The sequence below is a fragment of the Streptomyces sp. NPDC033216 genome, from assembly GCF_055577115.1.
Map to the genome: position 1 here is coordinate 326,367 of NZ_JBVIQK010000003.1, position 21,810 is coordinate 348,176.

Annotated in this window: 20 protein-coding genes; 14 read left to right on the forward strand and 6 right to left on the reverse strand. The window is 72.6% G+C overall.

Features of this window, described 5'->3' with window-relative positions; translation table 11 throughout:
- Positions 1 to 13: 13 nt before the first annotated feature.
- Positions 14 to 1,174: an L-rhamnose isomerase gene (rhaI, locus tag ACZ5Y0_RS08135; RefSeq protein ID WP_469127789.1), complete on the reverse strand. Its 1,161-nt coding sequence runs from the start codon at positions 1,172 to 1,174 to the stop codon at positions 14 to 16.
- A 296-nt stretch (positions 1,175 to 1,470) separates the two neighbouring features.
- On the opposite strand from rhaI, the gene ACZ5Y0_RS08140 reads away from it, so the two are divergent.
- The 10 genes from ACZ5Y0_RS08140 to ACZ5Y0_RS08185 all read left to right on the forward strand — a co-directional run bounded on the left by ACZ5Y0_RS08140 (position 1,471) and on the right by ACZ5Y0_RS08185 (position 12,434).
- The gene (locus tag ACZ5Y0_RS08140) at positions 1,471 to 2,988 is read left to right on the forward strand and encodes a sugar ABC transporter ATP-binding protein (protein ID WP_469127790.1); all 1,518 of its coding nucleotides are present in this window, start codon (positions 1,471 to 1,473) and stop codon (positions 2,986 to 2,988) included.
- Positions 2,985 to 4,022 (forward strand): ABC transporter permease, encoded by a 1,038-nt coding sequence (locus ACZ5Y0_RS08145; protein WP_469127791.1) that lies wholly within the window; start codon positions 2,985 to 2,987, stop codon positions 4,020 to 4,022. Before ACZ5Y0_RS08140 ends, ACZ5Y0_RS08145 begins: the two co-directional genes overlap by 4 nt.
- Positions 4,015 to 5,028, forward strand: a complete 1,014-nt coding sequence (locus ACZ5Y0_RS08150) for an ABC transporter permease (protein WP_469127792.1) — start codon at positions 4,015 to 4,017, stop codon at positions 5,026 to 5,028. Before ACZ5Y0_RS08145 ends, ACZ5Y0_RS08150 begins: the two co-directional genes overlap by 8 nt.
- Before the next feature lie 50 nt (positions 5,029 to 5,078).
- Positions 5,079 to 6,161 carry a rhamnose ABC transporter substrate-binding protein gene (rhaS, locus tag ACZ5Y0_RS08155; protein WP_469127793.1) on the forward strand — a complete coding sequence of 361 codons (1,083 nt, stop codon included), beginning with the start codon at positions 5,079 to 5,081 and terminating at the stop codon, positions 6,159 to 6,161.
- Between the two features lie 17 nt (positions 6,162 to 6,178).
- Positions 6,179 to 6,499 (forward strand): L-rhamnose mutarotase, encoded by a 321-nt coding sequence (locus ACZ5Y0_RS08160; RefSeq protein ID WP_469127794.1) that lies wholly within the window; start codon positions 6,179 to 6,181, stop codon positions 6,497 to 6,499.
- Positions 6,500 to 6,551: 52 nt separating this feature from the next.
- Positions 6,552 to 7,976, forward strand: coding sequence for a BNR repeat-containing protein (locus tag ACZ5Y0_RS08165; RefSeq protein WP_469127795.1), 1,425 nt, complete (start codon positions 6,552 to 6,554; stop codon positions 7,974 to 7,976).
- Positions 7,977 to 8,059: 83 nt separating this feature from the next.
- A complete protein-coding gene (locus ACZ5Y0_RS08170) occupies positions 8,060 to 9,091 on the forward strand; it encodes a LacI family DNA-binding transcriptional regulator (RefSeq protein ID WP_469127796.1) in 1,032 nt (343 codons plus the stop codon).
- 148 nt (positions 9,092 to 9,239) lie between these two features.
- Positions 9,240 to 10,541: an alpha/beta fold hydrolase gene (locus tag ACZ5Y0_RS08175; protein ID WP_469127797.1), complete on the forward strand. Its 1,302-nt coding sequence runs from the start codon at positions 9,240 to 9,242 to the stop codon at positions 10,539 to 10,541.
- Positions 10,542 to 10,596: 55 nt separating this feature from the next.
- Entirely contained in the window at positions 10,597 to 11,385 is a 789-nt protein-coding gene (locus ACZ5Y0_RS08180; protein ID WP_469127798.1) for a PIG-L deacetylase family protein, read from the forward strand.
- Positions 11,386 to 11,603: 218 nt separating this feature from the next.
- Complete coding sequence (locus ACZ5Y0_RS08185; RefSeq protein ID WP_469127799.1) at positions 11,604 to 12,434, forward strand: pentapeptide repeat-containing protein; 831 nt, start codon at positions 11,604 to 11,606, stop codon at positions 12,432 to 12,434.
- Here the strand turns inward: ACZ5Y0_RS08185 and ACZ5Y0_RS08190 are convergent.
- Positions 12,396 to 13,958, reverse strand: a complete 1,563-nt coding sequence (locus ACZ5Y0_RS08190) for a cytochrome P450 (RefSeq protein WP_469127800.1) — start codon at positions 13,956 to 13,958, stop codon at positions 12,396 to 12,398. The genes ACZ5Y0_RS08185 and ACZ5Y0_RS08190 overlap by 39 nt on opposite strands.
- Before the next feature lie 107 nt (positions 13,959 to 14,065).
- On the opposite strand from ACZ5Y0_RS08190, the gene ACZ5Y0_RS08195 reads away from it, so the two are divergent.
- A complete protein-coding gene (locus ACZ5Y0_RS08195) occupies positions 14,066 to 14,680 on the forward strand; it encodes a TetR/AcrR family transcriptional regulator (RefSeq protein WP_469127801.1) in 615 nt (204 codons plus the stop codon).
- Between the two features lie 95 nt (positions 14,681 to 14,775).
- Positions 14,776 to 15,501, forward strand: coding sequence for a DUF2470 domain-containing protein (locus ACZ5Y0_RS08200; protein ID WP_469128032.1), 726 nt, complete (start codon positions 14,776 to 14,778; stop codon positions 15,499 to 15,501).
- Here the strand turns inward: ACZ5Y0_RS08200 and ACZ5Y0_RS08205 are convergent.
- From ACZ5Y0_RS08205 to ACZ5Y0_RS08220, 4 genes are all read right to left on the reverse strand, one after another.
- On the reverse strand, positions 15,469 to 16,713 hold the full coding sequence (locus tag ACZ5Y0_RS08205) for a lactonase family protein (RefSeq protein WP_469127802.1): 1,245 nt from the start codon (positions 16,711 to 16,713) through the stop codon (positions 15,469 to 15,471). The two genes, ACZ5Y0_RS08200 and ACZ5Y0_RS08205, sit on opposite strands and share 33 nt — an antisense overlap.
- A 312-nt stretch (positions 16,714 to 17,025) precedes the next feature.
- Positions 17,026 to 18,291, reverse strand: coding sequence for an FUSC family protein (locus ACZ5Y0_RS08210; RefSeq protein WP_469127803.1), 1,266 nt, complete (start codon positions 18,289 to 18,291; stop codon positions 17,026 to 17,028).
- Between the two features lie 108 nt (positions 18,292 to 18,399).
- Positions 18,400 to 18,894, reverse strand: coding sequence for an FBP domain-containing protein (locus tag ACZ5Y0_RS08215; RefSeq protein WP_469127804.1), 495 nt, complete (start codon positions 18,892 to 18,894; stop codon positions 18,400 to 18,402).
- A gap of 590 nt (positions 18,895 to 19,484) precedes the next feature.
- On the reverse strand, positions 19,485 to 20,084 hold the full coding sequence (locus tag ACZ5Y0_RS08220; RefSeq protein WP_469127805.1) for an HD domain-containing protein: 600 nt from the start codon (positions 20,082 to 20,084) through the stop codon (positions 19,485 to 19,487).
- Between the two features lie 88 nt (positions 20,085 to 20,172).
- Between ACZ5Y0_RS08220 and ACZ5Y0_RS08225 the strand changes: the two genes are divergently transcribed.
- Both ACZ5Y0_RS08225 and ACZ5Y0_RS08230 read left to right on the forward strand, forming a co-directional pair.
- Positions 20,173 to 20,388, forward strand: a complete 216-nt coding sequence (locus tag ACZ5Y0_RS08225) for a hypothetical protein (protein ID WP_469127806.1) — start codon at positions 20,173 to 20,175, stop codon at positions 20,386 to 20,388.
- A 92-nt stretch (positions 20,389 to 20,480) separates the two neighbouring features.
- The gene (locus tag ACZ5Y0_RS08230) at positions 20,481 to 21,770 is read left to right on the forward strand and encodes an ROK family protein (protein WP_469127807.1); all 1,290 of its coding nucleotides are present in this window, start codon (positions 20,481 to 20,483) and stop codon (positions 21,768 to 21,770) included.
- Positions 21,771 to 21,810: the final 40 nt, after the last annotated feature.

Here is a 21,810-nt window from a genome sequence, read left to right on the forward strand (position 1 = left end):
TGAAGGCGGACGCTCACGCCCCCCAGCCGGCCTGCTGCCCGCCGACCCGTTCGGCGACGATCTTCTCGGCCCAGCCGGACGCCCGGTACGCGGCGATCGGGTCCGGGGCGAGCCCCATCTCCTCCCGCACCTCACGCAGCAGCGGACGCACGTCCGTGTCGTAGGCGTCCATCAGCACGGCGTTGGCCTCCAGCACGTCCCCGGACGCCTGCGCGGCACTGAGCGCCGGCCGATCCACCAGCAGCGCCTTCGCCGTGGCCTCCTGCACGTTCATCACGGACCGGATGATCGCCGGGATCTTCGCCTCGATGTTGTGGCACTGGTCGAGCATGAACGCCACGTCGGAGCCGAGCCCTCCGCCCCGGACGACCTCGTACATGATCCGGAACAGCTGGAACGGGTCGGCGGAGCCCACCATCAGGTCGTCGTCGGCGTAGAACCGCGAGTTGAAGTCGAATCCGCCGAGCTTGCCCTCGCGCAGCAGCGTGGCCACGATGAACTCGATGTTGGTGCCCGGCGCGTGGTGCCCGGTGTCGACGACGACCTGCGCCTTCGGTCCGAGCTTGAGGCAGTGGGCGTAGGCGGTGCCCCAGTCCGGCACGTCGGTCGTGTAGAAGGCCGGCTCGAACAGCTTGTACTCCAACAGCATCCGCTGCCCGTCCCCGAGCCGCTCGTAGACCTCGGCGAGGCCCTCGGCCAGCCGGTCCTGCCGCGCCCGGATGTCGTCCTGGCCGGGATAGTTCGTGCCGTCGGCGAACCACAGCTTGAGATCGGTGGAGCCGGTCGCGTCCATGATGTCGACGCACTCGAGGAGGTGGTCGACGGCCTTGCGGCGGACCGAGGCCTGCGGGTGACAGATGCTGCCCAGCTTGTAGGCGTCGTCCTGGAAGGTGTTGGAGTTGATCGTCCCCAGCCTGACCCCCCGGTCCTCGGCGTGTTTCGCAAGTGCGGAGTAGTCCTCCACCTCGTCCCAGGGGATGTGCAGGGCCACGGTCGGGGCGACGCCGGTGCACTCGTGCACCTTCGCGGCGTCGTCGAGCTTCTCCCGCGGGTCGCGCGGCACGCCCTCCTGGGCGAACACCTTGAAGCGGGTCCCCGAGTTCCCGTACGCCCACGACGGCGTCTCTACGGCCTGGGTCTTCAGCGCGGCCTTCACCGCGGCGAGGTCGGTCACTTGGGGCTCCTGTGGCATCGGTTTCGGGAAGACAACCTGAGCGGCTTCCGGAAAGGCTTCCGGGTGAAACGATTCAGAACGGGAAGCTATGAGCCTGCCGGGAGCGTGTCAACCCCTCTGTCCGGGAGCGTTCTCCGTGACCGGTGTGTGACCGTCGACTATCGAAAACTTTTCGAGACGAACCCATTGACGTGCCCTGTCCGTCGTGCCTAACGTCCGGGCCATCCAGTTGAAACCTTTCACGACGTCGTGGCGCCCTTCGGGGACTGTCGGCGTACGTCGTCGAGGAGCCATCCATGACCCACCCGTCCGACACGGGACGAGCCCCGGTGCTGGCGCTCAGGGACGTCTCCAAGTCCTTCGGCGCCGTACGCGCTCTGCGGGGCGTCTCCCTGGAGCTGTTCCCCGGCGAGGTGCACGCCCTCGCCGGCGAGAACGGCGCGGGCAAGTCGACCCTCATCAAGACCCTCGCCGGAGTGCACCGACCGGACGCCGGTCAGGTGCTGCTCGACGGCGAGCCCGTCGTCTTCCACGGCCCCGGCGACGCCCGCGACGCCGGAATCGCCGTCATCTACCAGGAGCCCACGCTCTTTCCCGACCTTTCGATCGCCGAGAACATCTTCATGGGACGCCGGCCCCGGCGGGCCCTCGGCCGCATCGACCACAAGGCCGCCCGCGAGGCCACCACCGCCCTGATGCGGCGCCTGGGCGTCGACCTGGACCCGGACCGCCCCGCGCGCGGTCTGTCGATCGCGGACCAGCAGATCGTGGAGATCGCCAAGGCGCTCTCCTTCGACGCCCGCGTCCTGATCATGGACGAGCCGACCGCCGCTCTCACCGGCAGCGAGGTCGCGCGCCTCTTCGGGGTCGTACGCACCCTGCGCGACCAGGGCGCCGCCGTGCTGTTCATCTCGCACCGGCTGGAGGAGATCTTCGAGATCTGCCGACGGGTGACGACCCTGCGTGACGGCGCCCGGATCGCCGGCGAACCCCTCGACGGCATGACCGAGGACGACCTGGTGCGCCGGATGGTCGGCCGCGACCTCGACGAGCTGTACCCGAAGAAGCACGTCGAGGCGGGCGAGGTCGCCCTCAGCGTGCGCCGGCTGACGCGCGAGGGCGTCTTCACCGACGTCTCCTTCGAGGTCCGGCGCGGCGAGATCGTCGGCCTCGCCGGCCTGGTCGGCGCCGGCCGCACCGAGGTCGCCCGCGCGGTGTTCGGCATCGACCGCTGGGACGCCGGCGAGGTGGAGGTGGACGGCCGCAGCCTCACCAACGGCGCCCCGTCCACCGCCATGGCCGCGGGCCTCGCCCTGGTCCCCGAGGACCGGCGCGCCCAGGGCCTGGTGATGGACATGTCCATCGAGCGCAACATCGGCCTGACCGGACTCGGTACGACGGTGAGAGCGGGCCTGATGGACCGCGGCGCCGAACGCAGCCGCTCCCTCGACTGGGCGCTCCGGCTCCAGGTGAAGTACGCCCGGATCGCCGACACCGTCAACACGCTCTCCGGCGGCAACCAGCAGAAGGTCGTCCTCGCCAAGTGGCTGGCCACCGGGCCCAAGGTGCTCATCGTCGACGAGCCCACCCGCGGCATCGACGTCGGCACCAAGGCCGAGGTGCATCGGCTGCTGTCCGAGCTGGCCGCCGACGGGGTCGCCGTCCTGATGATCTCCTCCGACCTGCCCGAGGTCCTCGGCATGGCCGACCGCGTGCTGGTGATGCACGAGGGCCGGCTCACCGCCGAGATCCCCCGCTCCGACGCCACCGAGGAGACCGTGATGGCCGCAGCCACGGGGAGGGCGGCCGCATGACGGTGACCGCTCCCGAAGCCCCCGCCGCCGAGGTGGCCAGGTCCAGCGGCACCCGCCTGGTGGACCGCGTCTTCAAGATACGGGAACTGGCCATCCTCCTCGTCCTGCTGGTGATGATCGCCATCGCCCAGGCCGGCAACAGTGAGTTCCTGTCACCACAGGGCATCAAGGATCTGCTGCTCAACGCGACGATCCTGGTCCTGGTCGCCACCGGCCAGTCCCTGGTCGTCATCACCCGCAACGTCGACCTCTCCGTCGGCTCCACTCTCGGCATCAGCGCCTTCGCCGCCGGCGTCCACCTCCAGGACGGCGGCAACCCGGTCGTGGCGGTCGTCCTGGCGGTCCTGCTCGGCATCGGCTTCGGCCTGCTGAACGGCCTCCTGGTCAGCCTCGGCCAGGTGCCGGCCCTGGTCGTCACCCTCGGCACGCTGTACGTCGTCCGCGGCGTCGACTCCATCTGGGTCGGCTCCCGACAGATCACCGCGGCCGATCTCCCGGAGGGGTTCGTGGACTTCGGCTCCGGCGGCCTCTCCGCCGTGCCCTATCTCGCGATGATCGCCCTGGTCGTCCTCATGGCCACCGCCTACTTCCTCAAGCACTTCGGCAGCGGCCGCGAGCTGTACGCGCTCGGCTCCAACCCGGAGGCCGCCCGCCTCGCCGGCATCCCCGTCCGCAAGCGGATCCTCGTCGCCTACACCTTCTGCGGCGCCCTCGCCGGCCTCGCCGGAGCCCTGTACCTGGCCAGGTTCGGCAACGTCGACTCCGGCACCGGCACCGGCTACGAACTCACCGTCGTCAGCGCCGTCGTCGTCGGCGGTGTGGTCTTCACCGGCGGTTCCGGCAGCGTCTACGGCGCCGCCCTCGGCGCCCTGCTGCTGACCTCCGTCAACAGCGTGCTGCCCGCCCTCGGCGTCAGCTCCGTCTGGGTGCTCGCCATCAACGGCATCCTGCTCCTCCTCGCCATCGCCGTCGACCGCGTGGTCGCGCTGCGGGTGGCGTCGGCACTGAAGAAGAGGAACGCCCGCCATGCCTGAGTCGCTGGCCCGCGCCATCCGGTGGGACACGGTCGTCGGCGCCCTTCTGATCGTCCTGCTCCTGCTGTCCTTCTCCTTCGTGGACGGCTTCGGCAACGCCCTCAACCTGTCCTTCCTGATCGGCAACACGCTCCCCATCGCGCTGATCGCCCTGCCGATGACCCTCCTGGTCGTCTCCGGCGAGATCGACCTGTCCGTCGCCTCCACGGCCGGCCTGTCCGGCGCGGTGATGGGCGCCCTGTGGAACCAGGGCATGACCATCGAGGCGATCATCCCGGTCTGCCTGCTGCTCGGCGTGGTGTGCGGCCTGATCAACGGCCTGCTGGTCACCCGCCTCGGGCTGCCCTCCCTCGCCGTCACCATCGGCACCATGGCCGCCTACCGGGGCATCGCGCAGATCGTGCTCGGCTCCGACGCGGTCACCGACTTCCCCACCCGGTACCTGGACTTCGCGGCCGGACGCCTCGGGGACACCTTCGTCCCGCAGGCCTTCCCGCCCTTCGTGGTGCTCCTCGCGATCGCCGTGGTCGCCCTGCACGCCACCCCGTTCGGCCGCTCGTTGTTCGCGATCGGCGCCGGCGAGGAGGCCGCCCGCTTCGCCGGCATCCGCGTCAAGCGCCAGAAGCTGATCCTGTTCACGCTGACCGGCCTGATGGCCTCACTCACCGGCGTCTTCTGGGCCCTGCACTACGCCAGCGCCCGCTACGACAACGCCACCGGCCTCGAACTCTCCGTCGTCGCCGCGGTGCTGCTCGGCGGCATCGACTTCGACGGCGGCAAGGGCACCCTCGGCGGAGCCGTCGCCGGTGTCTTCCTGCTCGGCGCCCTACAGAACGTGATGAGCCTCCAGGACGTCTCCGCCCAGTCGCAGATCGTCGTCACCGGCGTCCTGCTCGTCCTCTCCGTGCTCGGCCCCCGGGTCGCCCGCCAGATCGCCGTCGCGCGGGCCGCCCGCCGGGCCGCGTCGGCGCCGCCACCGGCCGGGACGCCGGCCCCGACGTCATGACCTCTCAGACGCTCCCCGCTTCCCCTCGTACTCACAAAGGACCCTTCGTCATGCGCAAGTCATCCCTTCGCCGTACGGGCGCGGCTCTCGCCGCCGTCACCTCCCTCGCGCTCGCCGCCACCGCCTGCGGCGGCACCACCAAGGAGGACGTGAAGAACGAGAGCACCGGCGCCGCGGCCTCCGGGGGCAAGGCCGACCCGAACGCGGCCACCAGGAAGGGCCTCACCGTCGGCTTCCTGCCCAAGCAGGTCAACAACCCCTACTTCACCAGCGCCGACAAGGGCGGCGAGGCGGCCCTGAAAGAGCTGGGCTCCGGCTACAAGGAGGTCGGCCCCTCCAGCGCCACCGACACCTCGGGCCAGGTGTCGTACGTCAACACCCTCACCCAGCAGCAGGTCGACGCGATGGCCGTGTCGGCGCAGGACCCGGGCGCCCTGTGCACCGCGCTCAAGCAGGCCATGAGCAACAAGATCAAGGTCGTCACCTACGACTCCGACACCAACCCGGAGTGCCGCAACGCCTTCGTCTCCCAGGCGTCCGCCGAGGACCTCGGCCGCACAGAGGTGCAGCTGCTCGCCGAACAGATCGGCTACAAGGGTGAGATCGCGGTCCTGTCCGCCGCGCAGACCGCGACGAACCAGAACATCTGGATCGACTTCATGAAGGAGGAGCTGAAGGACCCCAAGTACAAGGACATCAAGCTCGTCAAGGTCGCCTACGGCAACGACGACGCCCAGCAGTCCTTCCAGCAGACCCAGGGCCTGCTCCAGGAGTACCCGAACCTGAAGGGGATCATCTCCCCGACCACCGTCGGCATCAAGGCCGCCGCCCAGTACCTGTCGGGCTCCAAGTACAAGGGCAAGGTCAAGCTGACCGGCCTCGGCACCCCCAACGACATGCGCAAGTACGTCAAGAACGGCACCGTCGACGCCTTCGAGCTGTGGGACCCGGCCAAGCTCGGCGCACTCGCCGCGCAGACGGCCGTGGCGCTGGTCTCCGGTCAGATCACCGGCGCCGAGGGCGAGACCTTCAAGGCCGGCGGCACCAGCTACACCATCGGCAAGGACGGCGTGATCAGCCTGGGCAAGCCGACCGTCTTCGACGCCGGGAACATCGACCAGTTCAACTTCTGAGAAGGCGGCGGTACTTCATGCAGCGCGTCTGTTTCCTGCTCAAGGTCCGTCAGGACCGGCTCACCGAGTACCGCGAACGTCACGCCGCCGTGTGGCCGGAGATGCTCGAAGCCCTGGCGGCCACCGGCTGGCACAACTACTCGCTCTTCCTCAGGGACGACGGGCTGCTCGTCGGCTACTTGGAGACGGAGGACTTCGAGGCCGCCCTCGCCGGCATGGAAGCCACCGAGGTCAACGCCCGTTGGCAGGCTGAGATGTCCCCCTTCTTCGAATCCCTCGACGGGTCCCGCCCCGACGAGGCGATGAAGCCCCTCAGTGAGGTGTTCCACCTCGCCTGACAGCCCTCGCTCGCCTCCCTTCCGCTCTCGCACGACAACGGAGTCCTCCGAGATGAGACGACGTACCCTGCTGTCCGGCGCCCTCTTCGGCGCGGCCGCGTCCCCGGTCCTCGCCGTCGGCACCGCACGCGCCGCCGACCCCGGCCCCTCGGTCACCAGGACGGGCACCACCCGACTCGACGACCGGGCCTTGTTCTTCGTGTCCTACGACGGCCTCGTCAACAACAACGCGTTCCAGAAGAACGGCCTGCTGACCTACAAGGGCCACCAGTACGCCGCCTGGTACACCTCCACCCGCAACGCCGTCGTCGCCCGCCGCGCCCTCGGCGGGACCAGCTGGTCCACCGTCACCCTCTCCCACCAGCTCAAGAGCGACGACTCCCACAACGTCGTCTCCATGGGCGTCTCCAGGTCCGACGGCCGCCTGCACCTCAACATGGACTCGCACAGCGACGGCTTCTCCTACGTGAAGTCCGTCGCCGGGCTCCTCGACAACCCGGCGACCACCTCCTGGACGTCGTCGGTCTTCGGCGCCGTCCAGTCCACTCTCGACGGTCTCCCGCTCACCACCCGGTTCACCTACCCGCAGTTCGTCTCGACCCCCGAGGGCAAGCTCCAGCTGAGCTACCGGGTCGGCATCTCCGGCAACGGCCGCAACGCGCTCGCCGAGTACGACGGTTCGACGTGGACCGACCTCGGCGAGTGGTCCAGCTCCACCGGCACCTACACCAGCGAGCACGGCTCCTCGACCGCGCGCAACATGTACCTTCACGGCATCGACTACGACGTCAACGGCCGCCTGCACGCGTTCTTCACCTGGCGTGAGCAGAACAGCGCCGTCATGTGCTCCAGCGGCGGCATCACGAACCACGACACCGGCTACGTGTACTCCACCGACCGCGGCCGGACCTGGCGCAACGACGCGGGCACCGTCGTCGGCACCACGGGCGGCTCGGACAAGGTCGCCGTCACGGACCGCGGACTCGTCGTGGACGCCCTCGATCCTGACCACTCCCTGATGAACCAGGAGAGCCAGTTCACCGACTCCACCGGTCTCCCGCACGCGATCATCAGCTACGTCCCCGGCCGCTTCGGCCAGTGCACCACCGACTACGTCAGCGACCGCACCGCCGACGGCCGGGCCTTCCACCTCCGCAAGAGATCCTCCGGGACCTGGCAGAAGACGGAGATCCCCGTCGTCCTCGGCTCCAGCCAGCGCACCAAGCTGGTCCTGGACAAGTACGACAACGCCTACGCGATCTTCCCCTTCGGCCGGATCGCCGGCGCCTCGAAGGCCTCCGGCCACACGGACTGGACGCTGCTCTTCGACGGCAGCGGCCTCAACGCCTTCGGCGAGGTCGTGATCGACGAATCCCGCGTCAGGGCGGACCACGTGCTGTCGTTCATGTACCAGGAGAAGTCGAGCGGGACGACCCCCTCGGCGCTCCGCGTCGTCGATTTCCGGCTGCCCGCCTGACCGGTCCGGTACGCGGCGGGAGGGCGGTAATGTGAAGGCCCCCGCCGCCCCCTCGTCCCTGTCTCTCTGGAGGTCCCTGCCTCATGGCCCAGTCGGTGGGAATCAAGGACGTCGCCCGCGTCGCCGGAGTCTCGGTCGGCACGGTGTCCAACGTCATCAACCGCCCGGACACCGTGGCCACGGAGACCCGCGCGCGTGTGCTGTCCGCGATCGACCGGCTCGGCTACGTCCGCAGTGAGTCCGCCCGCCAACTGCGGGCGGGCCGCAGCCGGATCATGGGGCTGCTCGTCCTCGACATGGGCAACCCCTTCTTCGTGGACGTCGCCCGCGGCGCCGAACGGGCCGCCCGGCGGGCGGGGCTCGGCGTGATGGTCTGCAACAGCGCCGAGAGCGCCGGTGAGGAGGCCGAGTACCTGTCTCTCTTCGCCGAACAGCGGGTGCGGGGCGTGCTGCTCACCCCGGCCGACGCCACCGGCCGCAACATCGCCGCGTTCCGTCGGCACGGCATCCCGTTCGTGCTGGTCGACCGGGTCTCCGAGGGCACCACCGAGTGCTCGGTCTCCGTCGACGACGTGGCCGGCGGCGCCCTCGCCGTTCGCCATCTCGTCGACGCCGGACACCGCTCCGTCGCCTACGTCAGCGGCCCGCCCGGACTCACCCAGATCCGCGACCGCCGCACCGGCGCCCTGAGCGCCCTCGCCGAGGCCGGCCTCGGCCCCGACTGCCTGCGCGAACTGCCCACCGAGCGGCTCGACGTGGCCGCCGGCCGGGACGCGGGCGCCCGGCTCCTCGGCCTGGCCGACCGTCCCACCGCCGTCTTCTGCGCCAACGACCTGCTCGCCCTCGGCGTCCTCCAGGCCATGTACGCGGCAGGCGTCAACGTCCCCGACGACCTCGCGATCGTCGGTTACGACGACATCGAGTTCGCCGCCGCCGCGGCCGTCCCCCTGACGTCCGTCCGCCAGCCGGCCGTCACCATGGGCGCCCTGGCCGCCGACATGCTCCTGGAGGAGACCGAGGAGGGATCCGACGGCGGGGCGCGCGGGCACGAGCACCGCCGGGTCGTGCTCCAGCCGGAACTGGTCGTGCGCCGGTCCAGCCTGCCATCGCGCTGACCGGCCGTTCAGCAGCGGTGATCCCCGGGGCGGTCGGCGGCTTGACCCGCCGTTCAGTAGCCGTTCATGATCCCCCGGGCTCCGCCGGCACCCGGACATGTGCTGAACTGGGACGCGGCCCGCACACCGATCGTCACGGGAGCCTCAGTTGTCCGTCAGCTACCGCCAGCCCGGCGTCGTCCTCACCGACCACCGCTTCACCGTGCCCCTCGACCACGCCGATCCGGCAGGGGAGACGATCGAGCTGTACGCCCGCGAGGTCGTCGCCGGGGACAAGGCGCGAGGGGACCTGCCCTGGCTGCTCTACCTCCAGGGCGGACCCGGCTTCGGCGCCCAGCGGTCCGTCGGCCGGCAGGCCTGGCTCGACCGCGCCCTGAAGGAGTACCGCGTGCTCCTCCTCGACCAGCGCGGCACCGGCCGTTCCACCCCAGCCAACCGCCAGACGCTCCCGCTGCGCGGCGGCCCGGCCGAACAGGCCGCGTACCTGGCCCGCTTCCGCGCCGACTCCATCGTCCGTGACTGCGAGCTGGTGCGCCGCGAGGTCACCGGCGGTGCCCCCTGGACCGTCCTCGGCCAGAGCTTCGGCGGCTTCTGCACGGTCACCTATCTCTCCCTCGCCCCCGAAGGGCTCGCCGCGGCCGTGATCACCGGCGGCCTGCCCTCACTGGACGCCCACGCCGACGACGTCTACCGCGCCGCGTACCCCCGCATGGAACGCAAGGTCGCCGCGCACTACGCCCGCTACCCGCAGGACGTCGAGCGCGCCCGGCGGATCGCCGAGCACCTGCTCCAGCACGAGGTGACCCTTCCCGGCGGCTACCGCCTGGGCGTCGAGGCCTTCCAGACCCTCGGCATCCTCCTCGGCGGCAGCGAGGGCAGCCACCGGCTGCACTTCCTCCTCGAGGACCCCTTCGTGCCCACCCTGCGGGGACCCGCCCTGTCCGACGCGTTCCAGGAGGAGATCCAGGGCCTCCTGTCGTACGCCTCGCACCCCCTCTACGCCCTCGTCCACGAGTCGATCTACGGTCAGGACGACCGGCCCACGGCCTGGTCGGCCGAGCGGGTGCGCGCCGAGTTCCCGCAGTTCGACGCGGCCAAGACCCTCGCGGGCGACGGACCGCTGCTGCTGACCGGCGAGACCGTCCACCCCTGGATGTTCGAGCGCGACCCCGCGCTGCGCCCGCTGCGCGAGACCGCCGACCTCCTCGCCGCCCGTACCGACTGGACGCCCCTGTACGACCCGGCCCGCCTCGCCGCCAACGAGGTCCCGGTCGCGGCGGCGATCTACCACGACGACCTGTACGTCGACACCGCGCACTCCCTGCGGACCGCCCGCGCCATCCGCGGTCTGCGCACCTGGGTCACCGACGAGTTCGAACACGACGGCGTCCGCGCGGGCGGCCCCCGCGTCCTGGACCGGCTGCTGGCGCTGACCCGCGACGAGGCCTGACCCGCCGCGGGAAGCCGGGTGTGCCGGGCGGTGGGCTCCGGCTAGGGTGCGGACCATGATCGAGCCGACACCACCTCAGCTCACACCCATGCCCGAGGACTGGCGGCGCGCGCTGGCCGTCGTCGCGCACCCGGACGACCTGGAGTACGGCTGCTCGGCCGCGATCGCCGCCTGGACGGACGCGGGCCGCGAGATCGCCTACGTGCTGGCGACCCGCGGCGAGGCCGGCATCGACACGATCGCGCCCGCCGAGTGCGCGCCGCTGCGGGAACGCGAGCAGCGGGCGAGCGCCGCCGTCGTCGGTGTCGCCACGGTGGAGTTCCTCGACCACCGGGACGGGGTGATCGAGTACGGCCCCGCCCTGCGCCGGGACATCGCCGCCGCCGTCCGCCGACACCGCCCCGAGCTGGTGATCACCCTGAACCACCGCGACACCTGGGGCGGGGTTGCCTGGAACACCCCCGACCACGTCGCCGTCGGCCGGGCCGTCCTCGACGCGGCCGGGGACGCGGGCAACCGCTGGATCTTCCCGGAACTGGCCGAGCGGGGCCTCCGGCCCTGGAACGGCGTCCGCTGGGTCGCCGTCGCCGGGTCCGCGAACCCCACGCACGCCGTGGACGCGACGCCGGGACTGGAGCGGGCCGTCGCCTCGCTGCTCTGCCACCGGACGTACATCGAGGCGTTGACCGACGAGCGCCCCGAGACCTACGTACGGAATCTCCTGACGGAGGTGGCGCGGGCCGCGGGGGAACGCTTCGGCGGCACACCGGCGGTGGCCTTCGAACTGTTCGGCCGACAGGGCCCGACAGGGCCGGCGGGGGAGAGGGAACAGGGGGAGGCCTGAACGCCGAAGAGGCCCTGTCGGCCCGTCGCGCGGAGCGCCGGGCCCGTCCGGGTGCCGCGGGTCCGCCTCCCACGACCCGCTCGTCCTGATCCACGGTGAGGCCGGCATCCTCGAGGCCCCCCGACGGTGTCCTGCGGGCGGTCCTGGGCGTCACGGTCGCCGGCGGCAGGAACGTCACCCTGTACGGGGACAGAGCGCAGGTCAGTAGGGTGGACCAGATGCGAGACCAGACGGTGGACCGGAAAGACCTGAGCGGCGACTGCGGCAACTGCTTCGGGCTGTGCTGCGTGGCCCTGCCCTTCGCCCGCTCCGCGGACTTCGCCATCGACAAGGACGCCGGGAAACCCTGTCCCAACCTGGGCGAGGACCACCGCTGCGGCATCCACGCCCGGCTGCGGCAGCAGGGCTTCAACGGCTGCACGGTCTACGACTGCTTCGGCGCCGGCCAGAAGGTCTCGCAGATCACCTTCGCCGGCCAGGGCTGGCGTACGGCTTCCCGCGACCACGCGCGCCGCATGGTCGAGGTCTTCCCGGTCGTCCGGCACCTCCACGAACTGCTCTGGTACCTCACCGAGGCCCTCGCCCTGGCCGCGGCCCGCCCGCTCCACCCCGAACTGCGCCGCGCCCTGGAGCGCACGGAGGAACTGACGCGGGGCACCCCCGAGGAACTCGCCGCGCTGGACGTGTCCGCGCACCGCGGGGAGGTCAACGCCCTGCTGCTGCGGAGCAGTGAACTGGCCCGCGCGGGTGTGCCCGGCCGCAGGAAGCAACACCGGGGAGCCGACCTGATGGGCGCCCGTCTCAAGGGGGCCGACCTGCGCGGGGCGAACCTGCGCGGCGCCCTGCTCGTCGCCGCCGACCTGACCGGCGCCGACCTGCGCGGTGCCGACCTCATCGGCGCCGACCTGCGCGACGCCGACCTCACGGACGCCGACCTGACCGGCGCGATCTTCCTGACCCAGCCGCAGCTCACCGCGGCCCGGGGGAGTGCCGGGACCAGGCTGCCGGCGTCAGTCGGCCGGCCCGCGCACTGGACAGCGGGGCGCTGAGGCGGGTTCCCCCGCGTCCGGTGCTCCGGCGGTGGCTGCCACCGGGGTGCGCCGCTCCAGTCGCAGCCGCAGCCCTTCCGGCATCAGGGTGAGCCGTTCCGTCACCCGCAGCCGGTAGCCGGGGTCGGGCACCAACTCGTAGCGGCGCAGCAGCAGGCCGAGCACCAGCGTGGCCTCGTGCAGCGCGAACTGCCGCCCGATGCAGGCCCGCGCCCCGGTGCCGAACGGCTTGAAGGTGTGCGGGGCGCGCGCCCGTACCGCGCCCGCCTCGAAGCGGTCCGGGTCGAACTCCTCGGCGTCGGGGCCCCACACCTCGGGGTCGCGGTGCAGCATCGCCGTCAGTACCAGCGCCCACGCGCCGCGCCGCATCGGATGCTCGCCGGCCAGCACCGTGTCCTCGCGGGCCTCCCGGGCGAACGCGGGCGCCGTCGGCCACAGCCGGAGCGACTCGTCGAGGACCCGGCGCACGTAGCGCAGCTTGGCCACCTGGTCGTACCCCGGCACCGGGGCGTCGCCCCACACCCGGTCCACCTCGGCGCGGGCGCGGGCGGCGGCCCGCGGGTGCCGGGAGAGGTAGTGCAGGGCGAAGGAGAGCGCACCCGAGGTGGTCTCGTGGCCGGCGACCAGGAAGGTGATGACCTGGCGCCGTACGTTCTGCGCCGACAGCCGCTCCCCGGTCTCGGGGTGGGCCGTCTCCAGCATCCGGTCGAGGAGGTCGCCGTCGCCGCCGGGGCCCGTCCGGCGCGTCCGCACCAGCCCGTCGACCGTGCGGTCGAGGTAGGCGATGTCGGCCTCGTTGCGGCGGCCGGCCCGCCACAGCAGCCGGGGTGACGGCACGGTGTTGAGCCGCTGCGCGTAGCTCAGGGTGCCCACCATGGCCGTCACGAAGGGGTGCGGACGGGGCCGCTCGAAGGAGCCGAAATCGTGTCCGAAGCCGGTGCGCGCGATCGTCTCCAGCGTCAGCTTCGTCATGTCGCCGGGCACGTCCACAGCGACCCCGGAGGCCGCCGCGCGGTCCCAGTGACCGGTCAGCCGGTCCGCCACGTCCAGCATCATCGGGTGGTAGGCCGCCATGGCCTCCCGGCTGAACCCGGGCGCCAGCACGTCGTGCGCCAGCTGCCAGTTGGGCTCGTGGTTGTACGCCGTGAACAGGGCGTCCCCGACCACCGGCCGCAGGTTGGCGACCCCGAGCCCCACGTGCTTGGCGAACCGCGTCTCGTCCGCCATGTCGGCCGCGAGCCGCGCACCCCAGACGAAGACGAACTCCCGGCCGAAGGCGCGCCGCCGGAAGATCGGACCGAGCCGGCGGCCGTACGTCAGGGAGTCCTGCACCGGCGTCCGCCGGCTCGCTCCCAGCACGTCCCCGACGAGTGGCAGCCGGTACGGCGGACGCGGGATGCGCCGCAGCTCGGGCCACCCCAGTTCGGCACCGCGGAACCCCTTGGGGAGCGCGGCCCCGGCCTCCGTGCCCGCTCGCGACCCGGCCCGCGGGCCCGGCTCCGCCCCGGCCTTCGACTCCGCCATGACGCGATCTCCCTTGATCCAGCGGCAGGTTGGGCTTGTTGTACGTGGGTTCAATAACGCGCCCAGTCTCGTCCCGCCGCTGAACCGGCGTCAAGTACAGTGCCCGCATGGCCGCCCACCAGGGGGAGCGCACACGGCGCCGCCTCAGCACCCAGGAGCGCCGCGACCAGCTTCTGTCGGTGGGCGCGCGCCTGTTCTCGGAGAGCCCGTACGACGAGGTGTGGATCGAGCAGGTCGCCGAGATCGCCGGCGTCTCGCGAGGGTTGCTCTACCACTACTTCCCGACCAAACGGGACTTCTTCGCGGCGGTCGTCGAGCGGGAGAGCGAGCGGATGCTGCGCATGACGGCGGCGGTCCCCGGCGTCCCCGTCCGCGAGCAACTCGCCACCGGCCTGGACGCCTACCTGGAGTACGTTCGCGCCCACGCGCACGGCTATCGCGCCTTCCACCGGGCGGACGCGGCCGGTGACCGGGCCGTGCGCCGCGTCTACCAGCGGGCGCTGGCGGCCCAGGAGCGGCAGATCCTCGCCGCCCTCGCCGCCGACCCCGAGTTCGGCCCGCTGTTCGGGGGGCGCGCCGACGTGCGCCTCGCCGTGCGCGGCTGGCTGGCGTTCACCACGGCGGTGTGCCTGGAGTGGCTGCGCGGGGCCGAGGACACGCTGTCGCGGGAGCAGGTCCGGGAGTTGTGCGCACGGGCGCTGCTCGGCGTCATCGCCCGATGAGGGGTGCCGCACGGGGTTCACGGTCCTGGTTGGCGCACGCCCCGATCTCCGATAACTTAGGCAAGGCTAACCTAAGGAGGTCTGGGATGTCCGGGATGGGTGACAGCGACGGCTGGACGGCCGTGCCCGGCGCGGCGGAACGGGCCCGGTCCGTGCTCGCCGCGTCGTGGTCGTGCGCGGTGACCGCGGACGGCGGCCGCGAGGAGTTCGTCGGCGCGCACACCGTCGGCGACGACGGGCGGGTGTTCCTGCACGTGCCGGAGGACAGCGCGCTGCTGACGGCCGCGATCTGCGCGCCGCGCGGTGAGCCGTCCGCCGTACTGGAGTTCGCCGACGTCGCGCCCGTCCCGGTGCGGGGCCGCATCCGCGCCCGGCTCTGGCTGGCCGGCTGGTTCGTCCCCGAGGACGGCCACCTCGCCTTCCACGCCACCCGCGTCGTGCTGAAGGACCCCGCCGGGGCGGTCGTCGTCGCCCTCGACGAGTTCGCCGCCGCCGACCCCGATCCGCTGGCCCTGGCCGAGGCGCACCTGCTCACCCACCTCGCCGACGCACACCCCGATGCCGTGGAACGGCTCACCCGGCTCGTCCGCGCGGACAGCCTGCACGGCGCCGTCCGGGTCACACCGCTCGCCGTCGACCGGCACGGACTGACGCTGCGCATCGAGCGCGCCCGCGCCCACGGCGACGTACGGCTGCCCTTCCACGCGCCGGCCGACGACGTCGGGCAGCTCACCGAGCGCATGCACGTCCTGCTCCACCAGGCCGCCGCCGCGTCCTGCCCCCGCGCCCTACAACGGCAGCGCACAGACCGCGACGGGTGACCCGAACGGCTCGCCCGCGCGCCGCAGTGCGCCGTCGCGGCCGTCCACCCGGAACACGCCGACCGTGCCGGAGCGCTGGTTCGCGGCGAACAGCAGTCCGCCGTCGGGGGAGAGGGCGAGCTGCCGGGGGAACTCCCCGCCGGACGGCACCGTGCCGAGCAGGCGCAGCCGCGCCCCGTCCGCCTCGACGGCGTAGCGCGCGATCGTGTCGTCGCCCCGGTTGGCCAGGAAGGCGTACGCGCCGTCCGGTGTGACGGCGAACTGCGCCGGGTGGTTGGGGTCCGCCTTCGCACCCGTGGACTGCGCTCCGCCGATCGTCAGGCGGCCGGAGGGCGGGTCGTAGGCGCAGACCGAGACCGTGTCGTCGACCTCGTCGGCCAGGTACGCGTACCGGCCGCCGGGGTGGAAGGTGAGATGGCGCGGACCGGCGCCCGGCCGGGTGCGGGCCCGCGCGACCTCGGTCAGCGTGCCCGCCCGCTGGTCCAGGCGGTAGGAGTGGACGGTGTCGGTGCCGAGGTCCACGGCGAGCACGTGGCCGCCGTCCGGTGCCGTGACGATCTGGTGCGCGTGCGGGTCCTCCTGCCCCGGTCCGGGCGCCGGACGGCCGTGGGTGACCAGGTCGGTGCGCTCGCCGAGCGCCCCCGAGGCGTCGATGGGATGCACCGCGACCGTGCCCGAGCCGTAGTCGGCGCTCAGCAGCCAGCGCCCGCCCGGATGCACCGACAGATGACAGGTGTGGGCCCCACCCGTCGCCCGGCTGCCCAGTACCCGACGGTCCGCCGTGCGTACGGCGGTCACGGCCCCGCGCTCCCGCTCCTGGACGGCGTACAGCGTCCGGCCGTCCGGGTGCACGGCGAGATACGACGGGTCCGGGACGCCGGTGATCGTGCCGGAGCGGGTGATCCGGCCCGACACGGGGTCGTACGCGGCGACGCCGATGCCCTTGCCGCCGCCCTCGACGGAGGTGTAGGTGCCGAGGTAGAGCGGCCGGGGGCCGGACGGCGTCCGCGGGGGCCGGGAGGAGGCGGCGGTCGGGGAGGGGGCGGACGGCTGGTCCGGGGCGCTCGCCGTGCCGTCGTGCGGCGCCGCGGGGGTCCGTGACGCGCCGTCCCCGCAGCCGGCCAGGGCCGAGGCGGCGGCGGCCGCGCCGAGCGCCCCGACGAAGCGACGCCTGCCCCAGCCTCCGTGTGCCGTTCCCGTCCCGCTGCCCATGCGCCGCACCTCGAGTCGTCGTCCGCCACCCTTGTGGAAGCCACCCTGACCCGCGCCACCCGCCGAACGCAAAGCCGAACGCAGCGTCGGCCCGCAGTTGTCCCGCCCACCGGTGCGTTCCGCACGCCGGCTTTCCCGGCGCGTCGTCGAGCGGCTGCACCTGATGCGCTTCGGAGCCTGGCCGGGGGGCCGGGCCTGCGGAGGGCCGGGGTCATCGTCCCCCTCGTCGTCCCCGTGCGTCGCCCACGCCCCGTCGCCGTCCACGGGCCCGGCACGGGACCGGCTCGGCGCGGCCCGTGCCGGGCGGTGTCGTCACGCAGAACGGCGCGTGTCGGTGCGCCTCCTGCGCCGCAGCCGGTCCGGAACCCGCAGCCGCCGGTGGATGCGCTCGCGCAGCCGGGACAGCCACGGCAGTCGCCGGTCCTGCTCCCGCGTGGCGCGGTCCAGCTCCTCCAGGAGGCGGCGCGAGCGGTGCTCGGTGTCGAGTTCGTCGAGCATGCGGTTGACCTCGGTCAGCACCGCGCCGTGCAGCTGCCACTGCCGGGCGTCGTGCTGGAGCTGCTCCAGCAGCAGCTGGGCGAGCTTGTCGCGGGTGACCGCGGCCTGCCGCAGCTGCGAGGTGAGGCGCTCCTCGGCGGACTCCGCGTTCTCGCTGACGTGGGTGGTGACCAGTACCGCGAAGCTGACCACCGCGTCGGCGATCTCCGACAGCAGCCGTTCCAGGGTGGCGCTGGTCTCCGCGGGGAACAACGCCGCCGGCTCGCGCTCCTTCGTCAGGTCGGTGAGGGTGCGCGCGAGGACCCTCAGGACGACCGTGCAGATCTCCAGGGTGTCCAGGCCGGTGCGGAGCACCACCCGGTGCAGCACGCCCTCGCGCACACGGGGATTGAGCCGCAGGCTGTCCTCCGCCTGCCGCAGCGCCGCGTCCACCTCGACGATGTCGTGGTCGAGGCGGCGTGCCTCGTGCAGGCGGGCGGCGGCCTGTTCGGAGGGAGTGCGGCCGGCGGCTTCCTCGCCGATCCGCAGCATCAGCTGCCGTACCCGCCGGGCCAGGCCCTCGATGGACTCGCCGGCCTCCTCCACCCACACCGGGGGCGGAAGCAGCAGGTTGATGCCGAGGCCGACGACGGCCCCGATCAGGGTCTCCAGCACACGCGCCCAGGCGGTGTTCCCGACCGTGGTCACGCCCAGCACCAGCATGGCGCTGATCGCCACCTCGGGCACGTACTCGTCGACCCGTACCAGATGGCCGACGGCCAGCGCGGCCACGATCAGCAGCCCGAGACTCCACCAGGTCAGCCCCACCAACAGGCTGAACGCGATGGCGACGAGTACGCCCGCCACCACCGCGTTGACGCGCCGCACACCGTTGGTGAGCGTCGCGTACAGGGTGACCTGGACGACGAGCAGCGCGGTCAGCGGTGCCGTGAGCGGGGCTGCCTCCGGACTCAGGTGCAGCGCGATGACATAGGCGATCGTCGCGGCTGCGGAGGACCGCAGGGCCTGGACGACCGCGGGTTCCCGACGGCGCCGCACGAACCGCACGAACGGCGCGGCACGTTCACGTACATCTTGCATTCCTTGGCCAGTTCCCGCTCCTCACCTGCCTCGAACGTCTCTTCCGTCACCCACTTCGAAAGGGGGCGCGAACGGAGGCGTCAGCCTGACGGGGGGCGGCCCGCGGAGTCAGTCCGACAGCTTGTCGAGAAAGGCGGCCAGGTTGCCCGTCGTCCGCGCGATCTGCTCCTCCAGGGTGAGGCTCTCCTCGAACCGGCCCCCGGACTCGGGGACCTTCTTTCCGCGTACATAGAGCGAACAGGCCAGGTCCGTGCACATGTACAGGCCCACCGAGTTGCCCTCACGCCCCGCCGCGCCGGCCTTGCGCGCGGTCATCAGAGAGACTCCGCCGCCGGGATGGGTGGTCAGGCACAGCGAGCACATGCTGCGGTGCAGGAACCCACGCCGCGAGGCGGGGAACCGCAGGGTCACACCCACCGGGCGCCCGCCCCGCTCGGTCACCAGGTAGCTGCGGTCGGGGGCGCCTGGATCCCGCCAACCCAGGAAGTCCAGATCGCCCCAGGGTCGCGAGTCGAGATCGCGCGGCACCGCCAGGCGCCTGGCCTCCCCCTTGGAGCAGTTGACGAAGGAGTTGCGGATGTCGTGCTCGGTGAGTGTCCTCATCGAAAAGGTCTCCTGAATCGCGGGCCCCCGACGGCCGGCGGACCGGACCGCCGCTTCCTTGGGGCTCTAGGTTTTAACCTAAGCGTAAAGAGACACGGGTAAAGGGGGCCAGTGATTTTCCGTCAGGTCGTGCCACGGCGGGCGCGAGGGGCGGCCGGGCGCCGGACCGCGGCCCGCCCGGCGGGTGGGACCGGCCGCACGCGCCGACCCCGCGCGCGACCTCCGACACATCCCGACCGGCCCGGCACGGGGATCCCCACCTGCGGTCCCTGGCGTGCGACGGGGCCCGCCGACCCGCGGTTCGTCACCGGCACCGTCCACGCCGGCTCACCCCCACACCCCGGCGGCTACCCCAGTCGGGAGAGGCGCATCTCCAGGGCGAGTACGACGACGCCGAGCCGCGGGAGCGACCGGAGTACGGCGCGCCGGATTCTCCGCCCCAGGCGTGGGGCGGGGTGGCGCACGCCGGACCGGTTCGAGGGAGGGGGCGGAGGGGTCGAGGAGGTGTGCCGCCCCTCTGCCCGCGGTACCGGCGGCCGCCTCCCTCCGTGCCGGCGCGCCCACCAGCGGGTGCCACCGCTACGCGGCGCTCACCCGAGCACCGGATGCGCCGCCTGCCAGGCCAGTCTGCGGTGCCCGTCCTCGCCGACATGGACGAGGAACTCGTCGAGGGCCAGGAACTCCTCCCAGGCCGGGCGTCCGCCCGCGCGGGACAGGCCGGCCACCACCAGGTCCTCCAGGTCGGCCACCCGCTTGTTCTTCCAGGCCTTGTCGGCCAGGCTCACCAGGAGGTCCTCGACGGCGGTCTCCGTGCTCCAGTGGGCGTGTCCGGCGGCGAAGCGTGCCAGCTCGGGGGGAACGCCGTGGGTCAGCAGGAGGTCCCGGCCGGCTTCCTCGTGCCGCGAGCCGGGGCCGGAGAGTTCGGCGGGGTGCAGGGTTTTGCCCACGTCATGGGTGGCGGCGCCGAACAGCACCGCGTCGGCGTCCACCGCCAGCTCCGGCCGGTACGCGCCGAGCCAGTCGACGAGTTGCGCGGCGACATCGTGCACGGCCCGCAGATGTGCCACCAGCCGAGGCGGCGCGCCCACGTCCCGCAGCAGTTCGGCCACCGCCGCGGGCAGCGGCCGTAGCGGCGGGTCGTGCGTCTCGTCCAGCGCCGTCGACAGCGCGCTCGGGCGGCCGGTGGTCATCGGGCCAGGGTAGTCGGTACGGTCTACGCACCCGAGGGGATGCGGCCGGCTCGCGGTGCACAGGGCGGGGGAAGGGGGGCGCACAGGCATGGAGTCACGGGAACGGGCGCCGCACGGCCCGGCGGGGCGGGACGCCTCGGCCCGCCTGCGCCTGGCCCGCCGCCACGCCCGCCGCTGCCTGATCGTGGTCACCGAGAGCCTGCCGCGGGCGGTCGCCGAAGGCCGGGCCGAAGCGGTCCAGAAGTCGGTCGCCACCGAGCGGCTCGCGGCCCCCGAGGGGATCGAGAAGGCCCGCGTCTCTTAGCTCACATCGTGAACTAAGGGTTGTACGAATGTCGCGCGGACCCCACCCGCACAGGTATGTTGCAGGTCGGGCAGGGTTCGAAGGGGGCCGACATGGCGGGGCGCAACGGGCGTACGGTACGCGATCTCAGGCGGGCCAACCGCACGGCCGTCCTGCAACGGCTCTACTTCGACGGCCCCCTCAGCCGCTTCGAGCTGGGACCGGTCACCGGCCTCAGCTCCGGCTCGGTCAGCAATGTCGTCGCCGACCTCGTCGCCGACGGGCTCGTGGAGGAGGCCGGCAGCGTCGACTCCGACGGCGGCCGGCCCCGCACCCTGCTGCGCGTCGCGCCCGCCAGCGGCCACATGATCGGCGTGGACGTCGGCGAGACCCGCGTGCGCATCGAGCTGTTCGACCTGACCCTCACCGAACTCGCCCGCGCGGAACGCCCGTTGGAACAGCGGCAGTACGAGGTCGAGGGCATCGTCGGCCACATCCGCGACGGCGTCGCCCAAGTGCTCGGCGCCGCGGGCATCGCCCCCGAACGGCTGCTCGGCGTCGGCATCGGCGTCCCCGGCATCGTCGAGCGCGGCCCCGAGCACGGGGCCGTCGTGCACGGCCAGACGATCGGCTGGGACGCCGTCCCGCTGGAGGAACTGCTGCGGGCGGGCTCCCCGCTCCCCGAGAGCGTCCCGTACTTCATCGACAACGGCGCCAAGACCCTGGGCCAGGCGGAGATGTGGTTCGGCGGCGGCCGGGGCGCCCACAACGCCTGCGTCGTGCTCTTCGGCTCCGGCGTCGGAGCCTGCCTCGTCACCCCCGAGGTGGAGAACGGCCGCGCCGTCGAATGGGGGCACCTGACCGTGCGGGTGCGCGGACGCCGCTGCCGCTGCGGGGCGCTCGGCTGCCTGGAGGCGTACGCGGGTGCCGAGGCGCTTCTCGACCGCTGGCGCGAGGAGGGCGGCGAGCCTCCTCGGGGCACCGACGAGGAGACCGCGCTCACCGCGATGCTCGCGGCCGCCTACCCGGCCGACGGCGCCGAGGCCGACCCGGTCGCCCTGGCCGTACTGGAGGAGACCGCCGAGTACCTGGGTGCCGGGCTCTCCGACCTGATCAACCTCTTCCAGCCCGAGCGCATCCTCATCGGCGGCTGGGCCGGCCTCCAGCTCGGCGCCCGCTTCCTGCCCGCCGTGCGCCGCCACGCCACCGCGTACGCGTTGCGCCACCCGGCCGAGAAGGTCACCGTCGAACTGGGCCGGCTCGGGCCCGACGCGGTGACCGTGGGCGCGGCGATCCTGCCGCTCGCCGACTTCTTCTCGCGCGGCGGCCGCCGCCCCGAGCCCGTCCCCAGCGGTCCGGCCCCGGCCTGGCGCACCGCTCTGGAGGACCGCGTCCCGCACTGAGGTTTCGCCGGTCACCCAGGAGGTACTCGCGTCCCGCCCG

Excerpts from the sequence above, each read along its gene's own strand:
- ACZ5Y0_RS08140 (WP_469127790.1), top strand. The coding sequence starts at position 1,471 with ATGACCCACCCGTCCGACACGGGACGAGCCCCGGTGCTGGCGCTCAGG.
- ACZ5Y0_RS08145 (WP_469127791.1), top strand. The coding sequence starts at position 2,985 with ATGACGGTGACCGCTCCCGAAGCCCCCGCCGCCGAGGTGGCCAGGTCC.
- ACZ5Y0_RS08150 (WP_469127792.1), top strand. The coding sequence starts at position 4,015 with ATGCCTGAGTCGCTGGCCCGCGCCATCCGGTGGGACACGGTCGTCGGC.
- rhaS (WP_469127793.1), top strand. The coding sequence starts at position 5,079 with ATGCGCAAGTCATCCCTTCGCCGTACGGGCGCGGCTCTCGCCGCCGTC.
- ACZ5Y0_RS08160 (WP_469127794.1), top strand. The coding sequence starts at position 6,179 with ATGCAGCGCGTCTGTTTCCTGCTCAAGGTCCGTCAGGACCGGCTCACC.
- ACZ5Y0_RS08165 (WP_469127795.1), top strand. The coding sequence starts at position 6,552 with ATGAGACGACGTACCCTGCTGTCCGGCGCCCTCTTCGGCGCGGCCGCG.
- ACZ5Y0_RS08170 (WP_469127796.1), top strand. The coding sequence starts at position 8,060 with ATGGCCCAGTCGGTGGGAATCAAGGACGTCGCCCGCGTCGCCGGAGTC.
- ACZ5Y0_RS08180 (WP_469127798.1), top strand. The coding sequence starts at position 10,597 with ATGATCGAGCCGACACCACCTCAGCTCACACCCATGCCCGAGGACTGG.
- ACZ5Y0_RS08185 (WP_469127799.1), top strand. The coding sequence starts at position 11,604 with ATGCGAGACCAGACGGTGGACCGGAAAGACCTGAGCGGCGACTGCGGC.
- ACZ5Y0_RS08190 (WP_469127800.1), bottom strand. The coding sequence starts at position 13,958 with ATGGCGGAGTCGAAGGCCGGGGCGGAGCCGGGCCCGCGGGCCGGGTCG.
- ACZ5Y0_RS08195 (WP_469127801.1), top strand. The coding sequence starts at position 14,066 with ATGGCCGCCCACCAGGGGGAGCGCACACGGCGCCGCCTCAGCACCCAG.
- ACZ5Y0_RS08200 (WP_469128032.1), top strand. The coding sequence starts at position 14,776 with ATGGGTGACAGCGACGGCTGGACGGCCGTGCCCGGCGCGGCGGAACGG.
- ACZ5Y0_RS08205 (WP_469127802.1), bottom strand. The coding sequence starts at position 16,713 with ATGGGCAGCGGGACGGGAACGGCACACGGAGGCTGGGGCAGGCGTCGC.
- ACZ5Y0_RS08210 (WP_469127803.1), bottom strand. The coding sequence starts at position 18,291 with ATGCAAGATGTACGTGAACGTGCCGCGCCGTTCGTGCGGTTCGTGCGG.
- ACZ5Y0_RS08215 (WP_469127804.1), bottom strand. The coding sequence starts at position 18,894 with ATGAGGACACTCACCGAGCACGACATCCGCAACTCCTTCGTCAACTGC.
- ACZ5Y0_RS08220 (WP_469127805.1), bottom strand. The coding sequence starts at position 20,084 with ATGACCACCGGCCGCCCGAGCGCGCTGTCGACGGCGCTGGACGAGACG.
- ACZ5Y0_RS08225 (WP_469127806.1), top strand. The coding sequence starts at position 20,173 with ATGGAGTCACGGGAACGGGCGCCGCACGGCCCGGCGGGGCGGGACGCC.
- ACZ5Y0_RS08230 (WP_469127807.1), top strand. The coding sequence starts at position 20,481 with ATGGCGGGGCGCAACGGGCGTACGGTACGCGATCTCAGGCGGGCCAAC.